Source organism: Photorhabdus hindustanensis (assembly GCF_002968995.1).
GTDB classification, from domain to species: domain Bacteria; phylum Pseudomonadota; class Gammaproteobacteria; order Enterobacterales; family Enterobacteriaceae; genus Photorhabdus; species Photorhabdus akhurstii.
On record NZ_PUWT01000030.1, the window covers coordinates 44,723 to 66,614 of the forward strand.

The following is a 21,892-nucleotide window of genomic DNA, read 5'->3' on the forward strand; positions in this document are numbered from 1 at the left end:
GCTTCCTACCCTATCGAGGGTTTACGGCAGTTTTTACTAAAGAATTAGACATTGAATAACAAGATGATTGCAGTATTTAGCCAACCACGTCAATCAGCCTGTAATGAACAGGTATAATGTTAAATCTACACAAATAATATGCGCTTCCGTGTGTTTCATTCGTTTGTGCGCAAATCCTTACACCTAACTCTGATAAGAGAGATTGGTAAGAGAAAGGCCGAATGGAATCGGCCTTTAGAAAAATATTATAGATAGGGTTCAACAATATCACCGCATCGTTACAAACTCTTCCGCCGCAGTGGGATGAATCGCAACCGTGTTATCAAAGTCTTTCTTCGTTGCCCCCATCTTCAATGCAACAGCGAAACCTTGCAACATTTCATCCATTCCGAAGCCGATACCATGAATGCCAACAATTTTCTCTTCCGGCCCGACACATACCAATTTCATCCGGCACGGCTGGCGATGTTGAGTAACAGCGGTATACATTGCAGTAAAAGAAGATTGATAAGTTTTTACCTGTTCTTCACCAAATTGCGCTTTCGCCTGAGGTTCAGTCAACCCCACAGTACCAATAGGCGGATGGCTGAATACGACGGTTGGAATATTGGTGTAATCCAGATGTTCTTCTGGTTTACTGTTAAACAGACGCTCAGACAGACGACGACCTGCGGCAACCGCAACGGGAGTTAACTCCACTGCACCAGTGTTATCGCCCACTGCATAAACACCTTTCACATTCGTGTTCTGGTATTTATCAACTTTGATATAACCTTTTTCATTCAACTCAACACCGGCTACAGACAGGTTCAGATTATCCGTTGCGGGTTCACGGCCAATAGCCCAGATTAGGGTATCAACGATTTGTTCTTTGCCGTTCTGCAATTGCAAGGTCAAGCTGCCATCCGCATTTTTACATACTGATTTTGGCACCGATTCTGTATGCAAAGTAGGTCCTTCGGTATTGATAACTTCCAAGAGTGTTTCAACAATCATCGGATCAAAAGAGCGCAACGGTGCATGTTGACGCACAAATAGATGGGTTTCACTACCAAGCGGATGCAATACACCGGCAATTTCTACAGCAATATAGCCTGCGCCAACAACTGCAACCCGCTTTGGCATCTCTTCCAATGCAAAAAAACCGTCAGAATCAATACCATATTCTGATCCTGGTATATCAGGCCGCACAGGACGGCCGCCTGTCGCAATCAGAATATGATCTGCGGTGATTTTTTCACCATTCACTTCAACAGTATGTGCATCAACAAAACGGGCAAACCCTTGGATCACATCAACTTTATTGTTACCCAAGCCACGTTCATAAGACTGGTGGATACGATCGATATAAGCAGTGCGACTGGCAATGAGCGTCTTCCAGTTAAAGCGGTTGATTGTCGTATCAAAGCCATAATCTGGCCCATATTGGTGGATAGATTCAGCAATTTGCGCCGCATGCCACATCACTTTCTTCGGCACACACCCCACATTGACACACGTTCCACCCAATGCCTTGGCTTCAATTAAGGCACATTTCTGCCCGTACATAGCCGCACGGTTAATTGATGCTATGCCGCCACTGCCACCACCAATCGCTATATAATCGTAATGTTTGCTCATCCGGATTGTTTCCATCTAATCAATTCAAGGGAGTTAATACCCAAAGCCTAATTATGGCAAAAAATATCAAGCAGTCGCGATGGTTCTGGCTCTCGCTGCCATTGCTAAAAACTATTCTGGCGCCACCCATTTAACCAAGGTGTGACCAATTCCTTCCGGCACCAGAACCTGATGTAACCACGGCAACACCGATTTCATCTGCTGTTCCAGTTTCCAAGGCGGGTTAATCACGATCATGCCAGAGGCGGTCATTCCTCGTTGATCGCTATCAGGCCGGACAGCCAACTCAATTTGTAAAATACGGCGAATGCCCGTTGCTTCCAGCTCTTTAACCAGCCGTTTGATCTGCTGGCGTAATACCACTGGGTACCACAACGCATAAACACCGGTTGCAAAACGCTTATAACCTTCCTGAATTGCCTGTACAACCGCCTGATAATCCGATTTCAGTTCATAAGGCGGATCAATAAGAATGAACCCACGGCGACTCGGCGGCGGCAATTGTGATTTTAATTGCTGATAACCATCTTCACGCACAACCCTGGCGCGGTTATCGCTGGAGAATTCATTACGTAATAAAGGAAAATCACTCGGATGCAGTTCTGTCAGATTGAACTTATCATCCTGCCGTAGTAAATGGCGGGCGATAAAAGGCGATCCCGGATAGTAACGTAAGTTGCCACTCTGATTCAGTGCGGCCACTGTACTTATATAAGCGTTCAATTCCTGCGGTAAATCTTCACGCTGCCAAACGCGGGCAATCCCTTCCAAGTACTCACCAGTACGCTCAGCATGTTCACTGCTGAGTTGATAGCGCCCCGCACCAGCATGAGTATCCAGATAGAGAAAAGGTTTTTCTTTTTCTTTAAGAGATTCAATGATTAAGCTTTGTACAGTGTGCTTGAGCACATCGGCATGATTACCAGCATGAAAACTGTGGCGATAACTTAGCATTAATTTCAGACCCCAGAGCAGAGAATAGGTTGATTGTCAGATAGAGTACCTGACAACTAAAAACCCATCCCAGTAGATGGGACAGATAGTAAGGCCCTATTATAGCCCCATTAACGACAAAAATGTCAGGCTCCTCATCTTTCTCCTGACGATCCCTTTAATCATATTAATAAAAATTTAGGATAAGTGAAAAACTCTGCCCAGACCAACACGATGTTTAATTAAGTAATACTATTTACATTTTCACTGATAATCATAAGTAATACTTACGTAATTACAAACAATAAGAATTGTGCAATTAAAAAAACAAGACATCAAACGAACAATTAAATATACGAGATTTTATGTTAATGCTCACGAAATCACCAATCAGGAACAGAGATTGGAAAATGTTAACTCTCGCTTATGGAAAAATAATCAAAAGAAAAACCAGAAAAAATAACTTAATGTTATCGAGACTATTAAGCAATATCGTTAAATAGTACGTGTAAAAAATTGAAGGGAAAATAAAGAAGAAAATCAAAAAAGCTGAAAAAAGTTGAAGACAGTTATTAGAAATCTTCAACTTAAAATAAAGAAAAATTAAGTGTTTCAGCCAATGAAGAGATATTTCATTGGCTGAATAATTATATTACCTATTAGGCAACAATAGGCGCACGCCAATCATCTGCGCCGGAAGTACCTGCGGTTGTATGCTCCCAGTTAATCTTACGATAAGACAGAGAAACACGAACCAACTGAGTAAATTCAGCTTTTGTTGGGTCCTGGCAATGAGGCATATTGCAATCGATGTCGATAATAGTGGCATCTTCCAACTGCGTCGTGAAGAAGTGTTCTTGTTTCCCTTCAACCGAAGTGCGATACCATTTCAATACTACACTTGTCAGCATTTCACCCGAAGCCAATGCGTTATAAAGCAATGGAACAGATTTATTTAATGCCACAGTAAAACGGAATGGTTTATGAGCACGCTGACCTGATGGCTGACCTGATTGAGGATCAGTTGGTACGGTGACGACATGATCAAATGCTTGAACCAGCATTTCATCTTCATGGCCCTGAACATAAATATTACCCACTGATTCAGCAGTGAATGAACCTGCGGTAATATTACCCTGTGTTTTTCCAGTGATGGAAATATAACATGGAGTTGGCATTGCAAATATCCTTTATAGAGATTGTGTCAACATTAAGGTAACGCTCATATTACTTTCAATAGTGATTATTTCATCTTGGAAAAAATCACTTACAATGTATTGAACGCTGAAACGAATAATAAATACCAACCAGCTCATTTCAAAATAAAATCTAAATTGCAAAATTATCAACCTATCATCAACAAATGAAAATATTATAATTAATGCCATTTTAAAAAATAAATTTAAAATTGGCTATATTGATAGAATAACTAACTGTTCACACTCATTTAATTTAAAGATGAAATGACATATCCATATGAAATACAACAATTTTAACAATGCCAATCTAAATTATATTTTGATCAATCAAAAATTGAGATCTGGGTCAAAAAAAATAAGCCCATCCACTTAGTTAAGTGCAAAACTAATATTTACAAGATGAAACTAATTCTAAAATGTAAACAAAAATACATTTAGAAATACTTTGTTACACAATGAAACAAAAAATCACAAATACAAAAAAATAGATGATACTCAATAACTATATAGAGTTCTTTTACCAATAAACAGCTTAAGAAAACACCTAATTGTAACTTATTGCCAAATATCATAAAATCATCAAAATGCCGAATAGGGGGTATACCTATATATATTTTAGCTTTACAATAAAAAAACAAAATGCGAGACTTTGCTTTGCAAAGTGTTCTATATTGATGCTATTGTTCGATGAGTAAGAATATTCTGAATTTCGTATTTATCTATATGCTCATAGAAAGTCAGCTTACTATCCAATTCAATGCAGTGAATCTCCCGCTCCTTAATCCGGGAGAATTTTATGGTCTCCGTCACATATAGGTAGGTATCTAAGGGCAACTCTCTCATCCAATATTGTTATCAGATAATTCCTAATTGCCTAATTGTATTACCCAAAGGATTCTAATATGAGTAAAGATAGTTCAGGTAGCGTAGCGCCAAAAGAAAGGATTAATATCAAATACGTTCCGAATACCGGTGATCAAGTAGCCGAAATTGAATTACCTCTCAACCTGCTTATCGTCGGTGACCTTAAAGGAACAAAAGAAGATATGCCAATTGAAGAACGGCAAGCTGTTTCTGTGCACAAAAATAACTTTAATGCCGTGATGAATGAAGCCAATATCAATCTCACTTTTAGTGTCCCCAATCGCCTCAACGATAATAACGGAGATGACCTGCCGATTAACCTGGAAATAAAATCACTCAATGATTTCTCACCCGACAACGTAGCGAAGAAAGTGCCTGAATTAAATAAACTTTTAGAGCTACGTGAAGCGCTTGTCGCACTAAAAGGGCCATTAGGAAATATTCCGGCATTCCGCACCCGCTTACAGGAATTATTGGGTGATGAGAAAGTCCGCGAACAACTTCTAAAAGAGCTTGAAATCGTCAATCAAAAGTAATTGACTGAAAAGGAGTTTTTAACATGTCCTTGCATGAAGAGAGCAGTACAACATTAACCCCAGGGTCCACTACCTCTTTGCTTGACGAGATTATGTCTCAGGCAAGAATGACGCCGGAAAATGATGGCTACCACATCGCGAAACAGGGTGTAGCCGCTTTTATCAGCAGCATTTTGGATACCGGTACTAGCGAAGAACCTGTCAACAAGCTTGTTGTTGATAGAATGATTGTTGAACTTGATAAAACACTCAGCACTCAAGTTGATGAAATTATGCATGCCAAAGAGTTCCAAGAACTGGAGTCATCCTGGCGTTCGCTGAAATTGCTGGTTGATCGTACCGATTTCCGTGAGAACATCAAAATCAACATCATCCACGCGACCAAAGAAGAGTTACTGGAAGATTTCGAATTTTCACCAGAAATCATTCAATCAGGCTTATACAAACATGTCTACTCGACAGGTTATGGCCAGTTTGGCGGCGAACCGGTCGCCGCGGTCATCGGTAACTATGCATTCAGCAATAGCTCACCCGATATCAAACTAATGCAATACGTCAGTGCGGTTGGCGCAATGGCTCACGCGCCATTCCTCTCTTCCGTTTCACCTGATTTCTTTGGTATCAGCAGCTTCACCGAGTTGCCAGCGATTAAAGATCTGAAATCTGTCTTCGAAGGTCCGGCACACACTAAATGGCGTTCGCTGCGCGAATCGGAGGATGCGCGTTACCTAGGTCTGACAGCGCCGCGCTTCTTGTTGCGTCTACCTTACTCAACTGTCGAAAACCCAATTAAAAACTTTAACTATCAGGAAGATGTCAGCAAAGATCACGAACATTTCCTATGGGGTAATACCGCTTATCTGCTAGCGACGTGTTTGACTGACAGCTTCGCCAAATATCGCTGGTGTCCGAACATTATCGGTCCACAAAGCGGGGGGACTGTCAGCGATCTACCGGTTCACCTATTCGAAGCAATGGGACAGATCCAAGCCAAGATCCCGACAGAAGTTTTAGTTACCGATCGCCGTGAATTCGAATTGGCAGAAGAGGGCTTTATCACCCTGACAATGCGTAAAGGCAGTGACAACGCCGCATTCTTCTCTGCCAACTCAGTCCAGAAGCCAAAAGTTTTCCCGAATACTCGCGAAGGGAAAATGGCTGAAACCAACTACAAACTGGGTACTCAACTGCCCTATATGTTCATCATCAACCGTCTTGCACACTACATCAAAGTGTTGCAACGCGAGCAGATTGGTTCCTGGAAAGAGCGTCAGGATTTGGAGCGTGAACTGAACACCTGGCTGAAACAGTACATTGCCGATCAGGAAAATCCGCCAACGGATGTCCGTAGCCGTCGCCCTCTGCGTTCTGCCCAAATTCAGGTTTTGGATGTGGAAGGAGATCCAGGTTGGTATCAAGTGGCAATGCAAGTTCGCCCTCATTTTAAATATATGGGAGCCAGCTTTGAGTTGTCACTAGTAGGCCGTTTGGATAAGGAGTAATGGGTCATGGCTACGCTGTACAGTTGGAATAGAGAAGGCTCTGCCAGCTTGTTCGAGCGTATTCAGGGGAAGAACTCCGGTTCTTCCCGCCAATCAAGAATGCGTGAACTGCTCAATTCCATAAAACGGCACCTGAATCATGTTCTCAATACTCATCCGGGTGCTTGTCAGAGTGCGGTTGATCTTGGCGTCATTGATCTCAATGACGCCACAACCACGGCAACGGACTTTAAACAGAGTATTGAGCAAGCAATAGTGCATTGCATCACAAATTATGAACCAAGAATATCGTCAGTCACTGTCAGTGCAATTCATGATGATAGTGATCCGTTGTTGTTACGTTTTCACATCAACGCGCAGGTATCCCTGGATGATATTCATGACGCTGTTGAATTTAACATTCAACTGGATAACAACCGGCGTTATTGCCTAGAGAGGACTCAATAAAATGTCACTTGAAAAATATTTTAGAGAGGAATTGGATTACATTAGGCAATTGGGGCGGCAAGCCGCAATTGAACATCCTCACCTCGCCTCATTTTTGTCTGAACAAGGCTCTGACCCGGATGTTGAGCGTTTACTAGAAGGATTCGCCTTTCTCGCGGGCAATTTGCGGGCAAAAATTGATGATGAGTTCCCTGAACTCACTCATGGATTATTGCATATGCTCTGGCCAAATTACCTGCGGCCAACGCCTAGCATGACCATTATCCAATATACACCTAATGATAATGCCATCACAAAAGCAACGCAGATCCCGCGTGGAACTCAAATCAAAAGCCGTCCGCTGGCGGATGATAGCGAAAATGATGAGGATGAAGATAATTACTTAAGCAATGCCAATACTCAAAAAACAGACCAAGACAATCATCGCTGTACTTTCACTTTATGCCGTGATGTCTGGCTGTTTCCGATGTCTATCCGAGACATTTCGGTCAATAATAGTAATGAGCAGGGTGTCATCGGCCTGAATTTCACCTCAAAAACAGAGCTTAACTTACAAGAACTACAACTTGATAAACTGCGTTTTTATCTAAGCGGCGATGATTACAGCAGTACACAACTCTATTTCTGGCTCAGTTACCATCTTGAAGACGCAAAACTTGTCGTAGGCGATACCACGATTTCATTACCGGATTTCGACTTCGTTCCAGTGGGTTTCAATCGGGAAGACGCCCTATTGCCGTACCCCAAAAATGCCTATATGGGTTATCGCGTCTTACAAGAGTACTTCTGTTTTTCTGAAGGTTTTCTGTTTTTCGATGTCATTGGTTTCCCTAAGTTACCAGCAGATCTTAAAGCCAAAGATTTCACGTTGAATCTCTATTTCTCAGAAGCACTACCACCAGAAATCAAAATCCGTCAGGATACTTTCCGGCTGCATTGTGTCCCGGCAATCAATCTCTTCCCGATGGATAGCGAAGTTATTCAACTAAATGGCAGTCAGTCTGAATATCCATTAAGAGCCAGCTATAGTCATCCCAATCGTTACGATATTTTCTCTGTGGATAAAGTAGAAAGCTGGCTAGTCGGACCTGATGGTAAACCCAAACCAAGCCGCGATGGCAGACGGACTTATGTACCATTTGAAAGCTTTCATCATCAGATCGAACATGAAAGCGAGCTCAATACTCGCTATTTCCGTATCAGAATCAAAGAATCTCCATTTCGTAAAGGTCTTGAACACTACATCTCTTTTGTCCGTGGTGATGAATCTCAGCTTCTACTAAGTGAAGAAAATGTCTCTATTCAACTGACTTGCACCAATCGCGAACTGCCACTGCAACTCCGGGTAGGTGATATTGATTATCCTTTATCGGGAAGCTCGTCATTTGCGACATTCCGCAACATAACCCGCCCATCCGTTCCACTCTATCCATTGATGAGCGGTGAGTATCACTGGTCGCTTATTTCCAATATGTCACTGAACTATATGACATTATTGGACAAAGACGCACTAAAGGCGGTACTAAGAACTTACGATCTCCCCAGCCGATATAACCGACAATCCTCACGCTCATCCCAAAAACGGCTAGATGCAATTGAACGGATTGAAACGAGGCAAATAGACCGACTATTTAAAGGTCTCCCGGTACGTGGTTCGGAATCAACATTGTATATCCGGCAACAGGCTTTCTGTTCTGAAGGCGAGCTTTATCTGTTCTGCAACATACTGTCACGCTTTTTTGCCTTATATGCCAGCGTTAACTCCTTCCACATGTTGAAGGTGATCAATTTAGATAATCAGGAATGTTATCAATGGCCGGAACAGACAGGTCAACATGCGTTGATGTAGCGAGCGAAAACTCGCCAGAAAATCAGACACTGGATGTGTCAAGGTATAACTTTTATCAGTTGGTTGAGTTACTCAACCAACTGGCGGTAGCGTGGGAAAAAACCGGGCAAACCAACCGCCCGGACCGTGAAGCAATCCTATTTAAATCCAGTGCAAGCTTGGCTTTCCCAACCAGAGACATTACCTCTGTGAAACGTTCTAAGGAGGGTCGCTTCCAGGTGGAAGTCTCTTTTCTTGGACTACATGGCAGCCAATCACCTATGCCAGGTTATTACCTTGATTCGTTGGCATGGGAAGACGCTCAGGATGAAAATCGACTGACTGATTTTCTGAATATTTTCAATCACCGTTCAGTCGTCATGCTTCATCAGATTTGGCGAAAATATCGCTATTACATCTGTTTTGACAAAAACGGGCAAGACGGATTTTCTCAGCGCATGTTTGCGCTGGTGGGACTTGGTAGTGATGTTAATCGTTCTCACTTGAATATCAATCACAGCAAAATGCTGGCCTATGCCGGTTTGTTAGCCAGCCCTGGTCGATCACCAGCAGTGATATGCAGCCTGGTTTCACACTGTTTTGATCTACCCGATGTAACGGTACGCGGTTTGCAGATCAGAAAAGTCGCTATTGAGCCATCGCAACAAAATCGCCTAGGTGGAACACTGAAAATAAAGGGACGGAAACAAAAGGTTGAACAATCCGTAATGGGAAAGAATTTTTTCCTCGGTTCATGGGTGAGAAGCTGCGATAGTAAATTTACTTTATGTATCAATAATCTATCACGAGAACACTTCCTATCATTTCTCCCGGACGGTAAGAATTTCCTGCCACTAGTGATGTTTCTCTGTTTTGTCCTACGTGATCAATTGGCCTGGGATCTGCGTCTTGGTCTGGCCGAAAACCAGGCAGGCGGCATGGTACTTGGCACGAAACTAAACAATAACCTAGGGTGGACCAGCTTTCTCGGCGAGCCGGAAAAGAAACCCTTTATCACGATTTCAGTGAATGGATAAAGACGATGGAAAAACAACAGCCAACTCTCTCATTACGAGTGATCAACAGCGATCAATTGGAAAGCGGCAAAGCGGCTAGCTGCCTATTCTCGACTCAAGGTGGCACAGTTGGCAGCAGTGAAAGCCATCTTTGGTCCGTTCAGGATCTGCAAGGAAATATCAATCCATCACAATTTACTATCCAGTGGCGTGATGGTGCATTCTGTCTGCAAATGATTGCGGGTCCCCTGTTTGTGAATCAGTCACCCCTGACTGCTGACGCTGGTTTCATCCGCCTGCAACAAGCGGATGAAATTACCATTGGTAAACTAGTGATCAAAAGTTATATCAGTTTTTCCGATGCAGATCGCATTGATCCCATGACGGTATCACCGGAATCACTGGTTTCCAGCTATAGCAATCCACTGGACGCTATGATGGAAAAAGATCCCGCTCAAGATTCCGCTTTCACTGATCATGGTTCTTTGGCCCCCACGATCAAACACGATTTCAGCCATGATCCACTCAAGGTTCTCGATAGCGAAAATCTGACCACTCTGGACCAGACGTCAGTGAGTAACGAGGTAGACCAAAGCCTGCAACAAGACCACTACCGCACCCCATTATTTTTTTCTTCCCTCTCAGATAACAGAGGCAATGCTATGGATCAGGATTTTGTTGATTTACCCGGTATCTCTTCGCCTTTTAATGAACAGTATCAGGACATGGAACAGCAACATGTTGCTATCACACCATTGATGCGAGGATTGAACACACAGTTGCCTTTGCATAACAGCCAACAGGCCAACGACTTTCTGGAAGAAATGGGTAAGACCATGAAAGCGGCAATTGAAGGTCTACTGGTACTGCAACGTACACAGCATGGGCTGCGTGATAAGCAATTGCGTCCTATCGAAGATAATCCGCTACGGCTGAACATGGACTACAACACCACTATGCAGGTGATGTTTGCGGATCAAAAAAGCCCAGTCCATCTCTCTGCTCCTTCCGCTGTCGCTGAAAGCTTACATAACCTGCAATTACACTATCAGGCTAACCGGATTGCGATCACTGCCGCATTGAACACCATGCTGGATGCTTTCTCACCGGAACACCTACTGAGTCGTTTTGCCCAATACCGCCGCAGCAATGAGACACAGGAAAAAAATGCAACCTGGGCATGGGAAATGTACACCAGTTACTACCGCGAATTGGCTTCCAGCCGCCAACAGGGATTCGAAAAACTGTTCGGTGAAGTCTATGAACAAGCTTATGACCGTGCTCTGCGTCAAGGTTTAGAGGATAGCCAGTAATGAAACGCTCCGGCTGTAACACCTCATGGTCCGGTAGTTATACCGTATGGTTCGTATTGCTGGCAGCGCTAATATTAAGCGGCTGTAGCAGTGCATGGCAAGCAACGAAGAAAGTCGGACAGGTAGTCTGGGACCCATCAACTCCTGTTGGTCAACCTGCGAACTTACCTTCCACCGTCGCGATCACTTTGCTGGCAGAACCTGATATTAACCCCAATAAAAATGGAGAAGCCACTCCGGTTGAAATGCATCTGCTCTATCTCAGTGAAGATTCCCGTCTACTTGCCGCTGATTATGACCAACTGGCGAGTGACAAACTGGATAAAGCGCTGGGGAAAAATTACATCGACCATCAGGATTACACCTTATTGCCGGGGCAGTACAAACCACTGCCAGTCATCCCGCTGGAAAAAAATAGCCGTTACATCGGCGTTATCGTTCGCTATGCCGATATTAATCAATCCGAATGGAAAAAGGTCATCCGTGTGAAAGACACAGGACAGCAATACCACATTCTGGTGCACATCAGAGCGAACGAAGTTGAACTTAGAAAAGAGGAACAATAACTATGTCAGGTAAGAATCGGGTGATTTGGCGTGAAGGATTATTCATCAAGCCACAACACTTTCAGCAACAACAAAAACATAATGACTATCTGGCTCATAGTCGCCAGACCTCCTTAACCAGTTATAGTTATGGCTTCAGTTCTTTGACGCTGGACGAAGACCTTCTCGCTCTGGGACGCATCGGTATCATCGAAGCCAGCGGTATCATGCCAGACGGCACAGTGTTCTCTATTCCTCATCAGGATGCAACTCCTCAACCGCTTGATGTTGTGAATATTCACGAAAACAACAGTAAAAATATCTATCTGGCACTGCCAATAGCCAACGATATTCTCAATGAAATCTCTCATTCAGAATCCAATCGTGCAGGAGCTATGCGCTACCGTGAACACATGGAAGATATCCGTGACCTGCATACAGATGGCGGTGATATCTGCCAAGTCATGCTGGCACAACTGACGCCGATTCTGAAACAGGGCTCAGAAGATCTCAGCGCTTTCTCCGCACTACCGCTATGCCAGATAATAGAAAAGCGCCCTACCGGAACTATCATACTGGATGAAGAGTTCATACCAACCTGTACATCGATCAGGGTCTCTACTCAATTAAAAAATTATATGGATGAAGTGGATAGGGCGATGACAGAACGAGGTAGATCACTCGCTAACCGGATTGGTTCTCCCGGCCAGCAAGGGGTCGCTGATGTTGCTGAATTTATGATGCTCCAGCTAGTTAACCGAGTTCAGCCGTGGTTTACCCACTACGCCGGACAAGCCATTTTACATCCGCAAGATTTTTTCACTCAGTTGATCCAAACCTGTGGTGAACTGAGAACATTTACTCATGAATCCCGTCAGGCCGGCGATATGCCGATTTACAAACACGACAACCTGACGGAAACATTCAAGGAAGTCATGATCCTCATGCACGAAGCAATGGGCGTTGTACTGACTCCGCGGGCGATCCCAATTAAGCTACAAACTCAAGCCAATGGTATCCGGGTGGCGCACATCCATGATCGCAATGTTTTGACAAACGCGGAATTCATTCTGGCAATCCGCGCACAGGTTCCGCATGATCAATTACTCCGCCAGTTTGCCCAACAGACTAAAGTTACATCGGCTGAAAGGATCCGCGAAATGGTCAGCATCCAGTTGCCCGCTGTAGCACTGGTTGCGCTTCCCTCTGCCCCACGTCAGTTGCCTTATCATGCTGGTTACACCTACTTCCGGCTTGATCAACAAGGCGACGCATGGAAAGACATTCTAAAAAGTAACTCCATCGCCTTTCACGTTTCGGGAGAATTCCCAGGATTAGACATGCAATTCTGGGCGGTTAGGAATGGGAGTGCCTAATGAAAACCGAAGCCATGAGTGACAACACCATTCTGATGCAGACGGAGACGGAAACCGATACGATTCTACATCGTCAGTACCAGTTACCGTTACGCGGAGAAAGCCTGAACCCAATGATTGATGCCGCCACACCGCTGCTTGGTATGGTCATGCGTCTAAAAGACATGGGTGATCAGCCACTGCCGGACCAGCTTTACCCACAGGTCGTTACTGATATCCAAGCAATCGAACAACTTCTACAAACCAAAGGCTATGAGCCGGGGGCAATTGTCTCTTTCCGCTACATGCTCTGTACCTTCATTGATGAAACCGCACTGGGGCATGGCTGGAACAGCAAGAACGAGTGGCTACAACAATCACTGCTGGTCCAATTCCACAACGAAACCTGGGGTGGTGAAAAAGTCTTTCAGTTGTTGGATCGTCTGATGGGTGAACCTCAGCGCTACCAACATCTACTGGAGTTTATCTATCTCTGTTTCTGCCTCGGTTACCGTGGTCGCTATAAAGTTGCTTCGCAGAAAAGTGATGATTTTGAACGTTTATTCCGTCGATTACACCAACAACTGCACGCGTTGCGGGGCGAAGCTCCTCCCATCATTCTCCACAGTAACGCCAACGAGCGTGATGATCGCTATCGCCTGGGTAAGCGTCTGACTATTAAACATCTGTTCTGGAGCGGTATTACTCTGCTCGCTATCGTTTATGGCTTCTACGCTATCCGTCTGCACAACCAAACCCAGAACATCTTACAACAACTAAATAACTTACTGAGCTAGGAAAGAAACCGATGATTCAGATTGATCTACCTACATTAGTTAATCGCTTAAATCCGATGACTCGGCATGCTCTGGAAGCGGCGGCAGCGCAGTGTGTCAGCCAACAGCAACCTGAGATAACGGTTTCACAGCTATTGTTGCAAATGATCAACACCCCTCTCAGTGATGTCAGAGCGATCTTCAATCAAGCGGAAGTGGACAGTGATCTGCTGAAAGAACAACTTGATCAGATGATCCCTCACCATCAAGCAATGGTTCAAGCCTATCCTAGCTTCTCTCCAATGCTGGTGGAGTGGTTACAAGATAGCTGGCTGTTAGCATCGACTGAGATGCAGCATCAGGAATTACGCAGCGGCGTCATGCTGATGACCTTGCTGTTCAGCCCATTACGTTACCTGACGCCACTATCCGCACGTCTTTTATCGGGAATAAACCGCGAATTGTTACGCCAGAATTTTGCCCAATGGACCGCAGGCTCTGCCGAACAACCAATTGTGGAAAGCGATCAAAACGGACAAGGCAAAGCTGCCGCCAGTAGTGACAGCCTGCTCGCCCGTTTTACTCAAAATATGACAGAACAAGCTCGTCAGGGAAAACTCGATCCTGTTCTATGCCGTGACAAAGAAATCGACCTAATGATCGATATTCTCTGCCGTCGCCGTAAAAATAACCCGATTGTGGTGGGTGAAGCGGGCGTCGGTAAAAGCGCGCTCATTGAAGGGTTGGCCCTGCGCATTATCGACAACCGAGTACCGGAAAAACTGCGTAACAGTGAATTGATGACGCTGGATCTGGGCGCACTACAAGCGGGTGCGGCGGTAAAAGGTGAATTTGAAAAACGTTTCAAAGGCATTATGAATGAAATAAATCAGTCATCCGTACCGATTATTCTGTTCATCGATGAAGCTCATACCCTGATTGGCGCAGGTAATCAACAAGGCGGATTGGATATCTCCAACCTGCTAAAACCCGCTTTGGCACGTGGCGAATTGAAAACCATTGCTGCGACCACTTGGGGCGAATACAAAAAATATTTCGAAAAAGATGCTGCCCTCTCCCGCCGTTTTCAATTAGTTAAAGTGGCCGAACCGACCGCGGAAGAAGCCATCATTATTATGCGTGGCCTGCGGGCAATCTATGAACAATCTCATGGCGTATTAATCGATGATGAAGCGCTAAAAGCCTCTGCGGTATTAAGCGACCGTTACCTCTCTGGACGCCAGTTGCCAGACAAAGCCATTGATGTGCTGGATACCGCCTGCGCCCGCGTCGCCATCAACTTGACTTCACCTCCGCGCCAAATTTCCGCCCTGAAAAACCAACTGCATCAGCAACAAATGGAATCAGACGTGCTGGCGAGGGAACAGCGCATGGGACTCAACCAACACACTGATCGACTGGATGAACTGCGGCAACAACAGCAGGAAACCACGGAGAAATTAGCTGAACTGGAAGCCAGTTGGCAGCAACAGCAACAATTAGTTCAGCAAGTTATTGAACTACGCCGTCAACTATTAACCGACGAAACAGAATTAATTGAAACAGAATTAACTAACGAAACAAAAGAGAGCGAAACATCGGCCGAAATGACAACTGACGAGTTGATTGCACAATTGGCTGAACTCAATGAACAGTTGGAACAATTACAGCAACAACAAACGCTCGTTTCTCCTCACGTGGATAAGAACCAGATTGCGGCGGTTATCGCTGAATGGACTGGCGTACCACTTAATCGCCTGTCACAAAGTGAACTCTCCGTCGTGACTGAACTCCCAACTCATTTGGGACAAAGCATCAAAGGACAAGATCTCGCGATTAAATGCCTGCATCAACATTTGTTGACTGCCAGGGCGGACCTGCGCCGTCCCGGTCGTCCATTGGGCGCCTTCTTGCTGGCAGGGCCAAGTGGCGTCGGTAAAACTGAAACCGTTTTACAGATTGCAGAATTGATGTTTGGCGGACGTCAATATCTGACCACTATCAATATGTCGGAATTTCAGGAAAAACACACCGTTTCCCGCCTGATTGGCTCACCTCCGGGCTATGTTGGATATGGGGAAGGAGGTGTACTCACCGAAGCTATTCGCCAGAAACCTTATTCCGTCGTTCTACTTGATGAAGTAGAAAAAGCCCATCCTGATGTACTGAACCTGTTCTACCAAGCTTTCGACAAAGGTGAGTTGGCCGATGGGGAAGGCCGAGTGATTGACTGTAAAAACGTGGTCTTCTTTTTAACTTCCAACTTAGGCTATCAAACTATCGTCGATAATGCCGATAAACCGGAAGAGATGAATGACCTGATTTATCCTGAACTGGCGGCCTTCTTCAAACCCGCATTACTGGCGCGAATGGAAGTGGTGCCTTATCTGCCATTAGGGCACGACACCCTAAAAACCATTATTCAGGGCAAACTGGCGCGCCTCGATAACCTGTTGCGTCAACGTTTCAACGCCGAAGTCACCCTGAGTGATGATGTGGTTGAAGAGATACTGCAACGGGCAACCCGTGCTGAAAATGGCGCACGCATGCTGGAATCGATCATTGATGGCGCTTTGTTGCCACCATTATCTCTGCTGTTGTTGCAAAAAATGTCTGCCGGAAAGCAGATCAGCACTATCCAGCTAACTGTTAACGACCATCAATTCAACGCGGTGGTTGAGGAGATACCATGAAACAACGGCTGAAAAGCGCATTAGCGTTATTGGAAAATGACTCTATCGAGCAACTGGTTCACCACTTTCTTCAAGTGAATCACCAACGCCAGCGTTTTGACGCCTTGCTGGTCTCTCTGCTTAACGTGAATGAAAACCGTCTGGAATGCTACCGGCTGCCGGCGCCAAACCAGATAAGCGCGCTGCAACTGGATGTCAATATCGGTGATATTAACCATCCACTGATACAAATCCTGTACAAAGGTACCCCTACGACTTGGGAATCACTCAATCAGGGAGTACGAATAGACAATCGAAACTTTCGCCTCTTCGTCGAAGAACTCCCTAATCGCTGCGGCCTACATGCTATCCCGTTGTTTAATTGCAACGGGCAAGCGTGTGGCGTGATTGCTGTTTTCGCCAAAGATGTTCGTCGTTTTGCTGACGATAGCAACATGTTTTACATCTACTGCCTCGTCATGCAACACCGATTGAAAAAATTACAGGAACTGGAACAACTGCGTGAACAATTACGCCAAATCCGCCAGGTTTTTCAGACACAACGCCAGAAAGAAAAACAGCTTGATGAATTGCTGGCTTCGTTAAGTACCACAGCAGAAAACAAAACATCAGCCAGCGTCTCTCACGATTACAGCAAAATCGACGACTTATCTCAGGCACTCGAAGAGTTCGAATGCGCAGTACTGATACAACGCCAACATATTTACGGCAATAACACCAAACAAATTGCCGAAAGCTTAGGTATTGCACCCCGTACACTGACTTACAAACTGGCGAAATACAGGTGTAAATTATGAGTTTTCTGTTAATGGTCAGTTCACTAATCGCCTCTCTGACAGGCAAACCCGATATTCAGCCAGATCAGGAAACCACAACAGCACCTTCACTACCCGCTTTACTGCAATGCCGGGCAGAACCGTCGCCGTTGGTCAGACTCGATTGCTACGACCGTCTATTGGATAAAGTCGATAATATTGCCGTTATCCCGTTAGAAAAAACTGGCCCTGTCTGGAGACAGGCAATGGAACAGGAGATGAAACGAACTGACCATTCAACCGGTTTTATCACCACCCAATCTGAAAGTATACCGACTCGCGTCATACTGACCACCCCCGCAATTGGTGTTCCACCACCACGGCCAGTGCTGATGCTGAGTTGTATCGATAGCATTACCCGAATACAAATTGCCTTGGCTAAACCACAAGATAGCGGCACGGTGATGATTTCGACAGAAATCACCCAATTCAGTGCTGACTGGTTCTTGCGCGAAAACGGCTACCTGCTGGAATCCAGCCGTGGATTGCCGGGCATTGAAGAACTAAAACGACTGATGACAGGAAAAACCCTGACCATCAAAACCGGCAACGGAAACCGAATGACATTCAACATTTCTCAACTGGAACAGGCGGTGAAACCTTTACGCTCCGCCTGCCGCTGGTGATCCCAATGGATATCAGGAAACAATTTGACTGGCAGGGCCTCCTGCTGACGCCCCTGTCGGATGAACTTATCAGCCGGGAGCTGGATGAAAACGAACCCGCCTGGGAATATATCGATGGGGAGATGGTTAAGCTGGGATCGCTGGCTCATTCCAGCATCAATATTGAAGAGATCCAGCGTCAGGCACTGCAACTGTTCAGCGAAAAAAGCAAAGATTTCAGGCTGATGGTTCATTTACTGCGGACACTGCAACACGGCAGTCATCCCGCTGAACTCATCCTGGCAATGGAGCTGCTGGCCGATTACATCCAGCATTACTGGCAGACAGCCTGGCCACAAAAACCGTTGCTCAAACGCCGCCTGGCACAACAGGTGATTAAACGTTTTGACTCCGCGCAACCCGGCTTCTGCGAACAGGCTGATGAGACTCAGCGCGAAGAGGCACAGGGCGCACTGGCTCATCTGGCACAATGCTGGCATACCGATGAGCCGGCACTGGCTAAAGAGATTGACCAGTTACGCCCCCGCTATGCCCGTAAACCTGAGCCAAAACCGACACCGGCTGAATCGACAGAAACGACAGCACAATCTGCAAACACTTCAGCACTGACATCCACACCCATACCGGATGTCGCCGTAGACAGTTCCGGTGAAAAAGCCTGGAAGCAGACGCTCCTGACCGTGGCCGATCTGCTATGCGAACGCCAGCCTGATTCCCCTGTCGGTTACCGTCTGCGTCGTTATGCGATATGGCACACACTGACCACCGCGCCGATGGCAAATGGCGCAGGCAAAACACCGCTGGCGCCGACTGCGGCAGACCGTACCGCAGATTATCTGACGAAACTCCCGGCGGCGGACAAATCCCTGCTGCAACAGATAGAACAGAGTCTGACACTGGCCCCTTACTGGCTGGACGGGCACGCTATCGCGGCTCAGGCGGCCGAAAAACTGGGGTACCGCCCTGTCGCTGACGCTATCCGCGATGAACTCCGGGCCTTTCTTGACCGCCTGCCGGTCCTGCAAAACCTGTCTTTCTCTGATACGAGCCCCTTTATCTCAGACGCCACGCTGAACTGGCTGCATCCTCCGGCGACCGCCGCCGTCAGCCGCGGCGCCACGCAGGAACAGGACGCTATCTGGCACTGTTTTCAGCAACACGGCCTGGAAGCCGCCCTCAACGCCGCGGAGCACTATCAGCAACACCTGACCGAACCCCGGGATCAGTTTTACGGTCAGCTGCTGACGGCACAGTTACTGGAACAGGCGGGGATGAGCGCGCTGGCACAACAACATTACCGACAGCTGCTCCGGGCAGGACAACACCTGTCACTCGCCGACTGGGAACCCGGCCTGCTGGCGGCACTGGCAGAAAAAGCCCCGATGACCTCCCCCTCAAAAGAGACGACCGCAAACAGGAGCGTTAACCCATGAACTGGCTTTCTCTACTGCTGAAAAATATCAAAAAACCGGCGATGCCGCGTCTGCCGCCACTGAAAGCCACCGCTTCGCTGATACTGGCCCTCCTGCCCTGTCTTGCCCTTATCTGGCTGTGGTGGTGGGGACCCGGCTGGCAGTTTAAACAGACCCGCCCGCTGGAAACCCTGTCTGCCCGCTGGCTGGCGACGGTCATCATCCTCCTGCTGGCCCTGAGCGTTGTCGGGATAAAAATCTGGCGCCGCCTGCGCCAGCTTGAAAAGCTCAGGCTGGAGGTGGAACTGAAAGCCGTCGATCCGGCGCTGGCCGATATCACCCGTCAGGACAGTTATCTCCATCACTGGAAAGCCCAGCTGCAACGCCATCTGGGGACCTGGGATTATCTCTACCAGCGCCCCTGGTACCTGGTGATGGGCAACACCGGCAGCGGCAAAACCTCACTGATTCAGGAAGGCTGCCGGCTGACTGACATTGCCGCGCCGGACACCCTGACCGGGGAAGAGGCGCTGCCCCTGCATCTGCGCTGCTGGCTGGGGGAGAAAGCCGTCATCATTGACCCGGACGGGTTCCTTATCGACCAGATATCGCCGCCGGACACCCCCAAACCTCAACTGCCCGCCCGCTTATGGCAGGCCCTACTCGCCTGGCTGACCGAAAACCGTCAGCGCCAGCCGCTCAACGGCATCATCCTGACGGTGGATATTCACCGCTTACTGACCGACAACAAAGCGCAGCGGGAACGGGTTATTGCCGCGCTTCACCTGCGCCTACAGGATCTGCGATTAACCCTGCATAACCATCTGCCCTGCTATCTGGTACTGACCAAACTCGACCGGCTGCACGGTTTCAGCGCCGCCTTCCAGTCGCTGGACAGATCGCAGCGCGCCCAGATCCTGGGCGTCACATTCAGCCTGAATGCGCAGGATGAGCACAGCTGGCGCGCTGAGCTGGCACAGTTCTGGCGCCAGTGGATGCAGCAACTCAATGCGGCCATGCCGGACATGATGCTCAATAAAGTGGACATCAGTCAGCGCAGCCCCCTGTTCAGCTTCACCCGCCAAATACAGGGGCTGCACAGCGCGCTGGTACAGCTGCTGGAGGGGCTTCTTTACAACGGCGGTCCGGCACAGCCGGGCCTGCGGGGGGTTTATCTCACCTCGTCTACACAAATCGGCCAGATGGATGACATTTTTACCCAGTCTGCCGCGGTGCAGTATCACCTCGGGCCACAGGCTTTTCCCACCTGGCCGGTGGCGGACACCGCGCCCTACTTCACCCACGCGCTGTTTGAAGAGGTCCTGCTGGCCGAACCGAATCTGGCGGCTGAAAACCGCCTGTGGTTAAACCGCCACCGCCACAAACTACTGACCTTCTCCACCGTGGGCGCCGGGGTGGTGCTGGTCCTGTGGACCGGCTGGCACTACTACTATCAGAAGAACTACCGGGCCGGCGACGAGGTACTGGCGCAGGCCAAAACCTTCCTGTCCGTGCCGCCCCCCCAAGGCGAAGACCGTAACGGCAATTTACAGCTTCCCCTGCTCAATCCTGTCCGTGAGGCCACGCTGGCCTACGGGGATTACCATCAGAAAGGGCTGCTGGCGGATATGGGACTTTATCAGGGCGCGGCGGTCGGCCCGTATGTGGAAAACACCTACCTGCAACTGCTGTCTCAGCGCTTCCTGCCCGCCTTAATGAACGGCCTGCTGGATGACCTCAACCGGGCGCCTAAAGGCAGCGAGGAAAAACTGGCAGTCCTGCGCATCATGCGGATGCTGGAAGATGGCAGCGGCCGCAATAAATCGCTGGTGGAACACTATATGCAGGCGCGCTGGAGCCAGGCTTTTAATGGCCAGCGCCCGTTACAGGCGCAGTTACTGACTCACCTGGACTACGCGCTGGATCACACCGACTGGCGGGCGGCGCGGGAGTCGGGCGATCAGGCCGCGATCAGCAGCTTCGCGCCTTACAAACTGCCGCTCATCAAGGCGGAGAAAGAGCTGAGTCAGCTCTCCATTTATCAGCGGGTCTATCAGAACCTGCGCATTAAAGCCCAGGATTCACTGCCGCCGCCCCTCAACCTGCGCGACCAGATTGGCCCGGGCTTTGACCGCCTCTTTATTGCCAATAATGACAAACAACTGATTATCCCGCAGTTCCTGACGATAAACGGCCTGAACAACTACTTCGTCAAACAGGACGACCAGCTCATCGACCTCACCGTCATGGACAGCTGGGTCCTGAACCTGTCGCACAACGTGCAGTACAGCGACACGGACCGCAAAGAAATCCAGCGACAAATCACCGAGCAGTACCTGGGGGACTACACGGCCACCTGGCGCGCGGCCATGAACAACCTGGATATTCGTGATTTTACCGATATCCCGCAGG

The 21,892-nt window shown here is 47.4% G+C and carries 17 protein-coding genes; 14 read left to right on the forward strand and 3 right to left on the reverse strand.

Annotated elements, in window-relative coordinates; all coding sequences use genetic code 11:
* Positions 1-267: 267 nt before the first annotated feature.
* The 3 genes from gorA to C6H66_RS12880 all read right to left on the reverse strand — a co-directional run bounded on the left by gorA (position 268) and on the right by C6H66_RS12880 (position 3,731).
* Positions 268-1,620, reverse strand: a complete 1,353-nt coding sequence (gene gorA / locus C6H66_RS12870; protein ID WP_105395802.1) for a glutathione-disulfide reductase — start codon at positions 1,618-1,620, stop codon at positions 268-270.
* A gap of 111 nt (positions 1,621-1,731) precedes the next feature.
* Positions 1,732-2,574: a 23S rRNA (adenine(2030)-N(6))-methyltransferase RlmJ gene (locus tag C6H66_RS12875; protein WP_046395776.1), complete on the reverse strand. Its 843-nt coding sequence runs from the start codon at positions 2,572-2,574 to the stop codon at positions 1,732-1,734.
* A gap of 638 nt (positions 2,575-3,212) precedes the next feature.
* Positions 3,213-3,731, reverse strand: a complete 519-nt coding sequence (locus C6H66_RS12880; RefSeq protein WP_036780207.1) for an Hcp family type VI secretion system effector — start codon at positions 3,729-3,731, stop codon at positions 3,213-3,215.
* A gap of 923 nt (positions 3,732-4,654) precedes the next feature.
* Between C6H66_RS12880 and tssB the strand changes: the two genes are divergently transcribed.
* From tssB to tssM, 14 genes are all read left to right on the forward strand, one after another.
* Entirely contained in the window at positions 4,655-5,152 is a 498-nt protein-coding gene (gene tssB / locus C6H66_RS12885) for a type VI secretion system contractile sheath small subunit (protein ID WP_036813439.1), read from the forward strand.
* Positions 5,153-5,175: 23 nt separating this feature from the next.
* Positions 5,176-6,654 carry a type VI secretion system contractile sheath large subunit gene (tssC, locus tag C6H66_RS12890; protein ID WP_036813437.1) on the forward strand — a complete coding sequence of 493 codons (1,479 nt, stop codon included), beginning with the start codon at positions 5,176-5,178 and terminating at the stop codon, positions 6,652-6,654.
* Between the two features lie 6 nt (positions 6,655-6,660).
* On the forward strand, positions 6,661-7,101 hold the full coding sequence (gene tssE, locus C6H66_RS12895; protein WP_105395803.1) for a type VI secretion system baseplate subunit TssE: 441 nt from the start codon (positions 6,661-6,663) through the stop codon (positions 7,099-7,101).
* Between the two features lies 1 nt (position 7,102).
* A complete protein-coding gene (tssF, locus tag C6H66_RS12900; protein WP_105395804.1) occupies positions 7,103-8,950 on the forward strand; it encodes a type VI secretion system baseplate subunit TssF in 1,848 nt (615 codons plus the stop codon).
* Positions 8,914-9,966 carry a type VI secretion system baseplate subunit TssG gene (gene tssG / locus C6H66_RS12905; protein ID WP_040149039.1) on the forward strand — a complete coding sequence of 351 codons (1,053 nt, stop codon included), beginning with the start codon at positions 8,914-8,916 and terminating at the stop codon, positions 9,964-9,966. The genes tssF and tssG overlap by 37 nt, the downstream gene beginning before the upstream one ends.
* Positions 9,967-9,971: 5 nt before the next feature.
* Positions 9,972-11,258: a type VI secretion system-associated FHA domain protein TagH gene (tagH, locus tag C6H66_RS12910; RefSeq protein WP_046395772.1), complete on the forward strand. Its 1,287-nt coding sequence runs from the start codon at positions 9,972-9,974 to the stop codon at positions 11,256-11,258.
* Positions 11,258-11,824 carry a type VI secretion system lipoprotein TssJ gene (tssJ, locus tag C6H66_RS12915; protein ID WP_044467020.1) on the forward strand — a complete coding sequence of 189 codons (567 nt, stop codon included), beginning with the start codon at positions 11,258-11,260 and terminating at the stop codon, positions 11,822-11,824. The genes tagH and tssJ overlap by 1 nt, the downstream gene beginning before the upstream one ends.
* A 2-nt stretch (positions 11,825-11,826) precedes the next feature.
* A complete protein-coding gene (gene tssK, locus C6H66_RS12920; protein WP_046395771.1) occupies positions 11,827-13,179 on the forward strand; it encodes a type VI secretion system baseplate subunit TssK in 1,353 nt (450 codons plus the stop codon).
* Positions 13,180-13,193: 14 nt separating this feature from the next.
* Positions 13,194-13,955: a type IVB secretion system protein IcmH/DotU gene (gene icmH, locus C6H66_RS12925; RefSeq protein WP_046395808.1), complete on the forward strand. Its 762-nt coding sequence runs from the start codon at positions 13,194-13,196 to the stop codon at positions 13,953-13,955.
* Positions 13,956-13,966: 11 nt separating this feature from the next.
* Entirely contained in the window at positions 13,967-16,627 is a 2,661-nt protein-coding gene (gene tssH, locus C6H66_RS12930; protein ID WP_105395806.1) for a type VI secretion system ATPase TssH, read from the forward strand.
* The gene (locus tag C6H66_RS12935; RefSeq protein WP_036813420.1) at positions 16,624-17,424 is read left to right on the forward strand and encodes a helix-turn-helix domain-containing protein; all 801 of its coding nucleotides are present in this window, start codon (positions 16,624-16,626) and stop codon (positions 17,422-17,424) included. Before tssH ends, C6H66_RS12935 begins: the two co-directional genes overlap by 4 nt.
* Positions 17,421-18,068 (forward strand): type VI secretion system-associated protein VasI, encoded by a 648-nt coding sequence (gene vasI, locus C6H66_RS12940; RefSeq protein ID WP_046395769.1) that lies wholly within the window; start codon positions 17,421-17,423, stop codon positions 18,066-18,068. Before C6H66_RS12935 ends, vasI begins: the two co-directional genes overlap by 4 nt.
* A gap of 5 nt (positions 18,069-18,073) precedes the next feature.
* Positions 18,074-19,501 (forward strand): type VI secretion system protein TssA, encoded by a 1,428-nt coding sequence (tssA, locus tag C6H66_RS12945; protein WP_046395768.1) that lies wholly within the window; start codon positions 18,074-18,076, stop codon positions 19,499-19,501.
* On the forward strand, positions 19,498-21,892 hold a 2,395-nt coding region (gene tssM, locus C6H66_RS12950), incomplete at its 3' end, for a type VI secretion system membrane subunit TssM (RefSeq protein WP_105395807.1). The genes tssA and tssM, both read left to right, overlap by 4 nt.

Excerpts from the sequence above, each read along its gene's own strand:
- C6H66_RS12935 (WP_036813420.1), top strand. The coding sequence starts at position 16,624 with ATGAAACAACGGCTGAAAAGCGCATTAGCGTTATTGGAAAATGACTCT.
- gorA (WP_105395802.1), bottom strand. The coding sequence starts at position 1,620 with ATGAGCAAACATTACGATTATATAGCGATTGGTGGTGGCAGTGGCGGC.
- tssB (WP_036813439.1), top strand. The coding sequence starts at position 4,655 with ATGAGTAAAGATAGTTCAGGTAGCGTAGCGCCAAAAGAAAGGATTAAT.
- tssK (WP_046395771.1), top strand. The coding sequence starts at position 11,827 with ATGTCAGGTAAGAATCGGGTGATTTGGCGTGAAGGATTATTCATCAAG.
- tssC (WP_036813437.1), top strand. The coding sequence starts at position 5,176 with ATGTCCTTGCATGAAGAGAGCAGTACAACATTAACCCCAGGGTCCACT.
- vasI (WP_046395769.1), top strand. The coding sequence starts at position 17,421 with ATGAGTTTTCTGTTAATGGTCAGTTCACTAATCGCCTCTCTGACAGGC.
- tssJ (WP_044467020.1), top strand. The coding sequence starts at position 11,258 with ATGAAACGCTCCGGCTGTAACACCTCATGGTCCGGTAGTTATACCGTA.
- icmH (WP_046395808.1), top strand. The coding sequence starts at position 13,194 with ATGAGTGACAACACCATTCTGATGCAGACGGAGACGGAAACCGATACG.
- tssG (WP_040149039.1), top strand. The coding sequence starts at position 8,914 with ATGGCCGGAACAGACAGGTCAACATGCGTTGATGTAGCGAGCGAAAAC.
- C6H66_RS12880 (WP_036780207.1), bottom strand. The coding sequence starts at position 3,731 with ATGCCAACTCCATGTTATATTTCCATCACTGGAAAAACACAGGGTAAT.
- C6H66_RS12875 (WP_046395776.1), bottom strand. The coding sequence starts at position 2,574 with ATGCTAAGTTATCGCCACAGTTTTCATGCTGGTAATCATGCCGATGTG.
- tssA (WP_046395768.1), top strand. The coding sequence starts at position 18,074 with ATGGATATCAGGAAACAATTTGACTGGCAGGGCCTCCTGCTGACGCCC.
- tssF (WP_105395804.1), top strand. The coding sequence starts at position 7,103 with ATGTCACTTGAAAAATATTTTAGAGAGGAATTGGATTACATTAGGCAA.
- tssE (WP_105395803.1), top strand. The coding sequence starts at position 6,661 with ATGGCTACGCTGTACAGTTGGAATAGAGAAGGCTCTGCCAGCTTGTTC.
- tssH (WP_105395806.1), top strand. The coding sequence starts at position 13,967 with ATGATTCAGATTGATCTACCTACATTAGTTAATCGCTTAAATCCGATG.
- tagH (WP_046395772.1), top strand. The coding sequence starts at position 9,972 with ATGGAAAAACAACAGCCAACTCTCTCATTACGAGTGATCAACAGCGAT.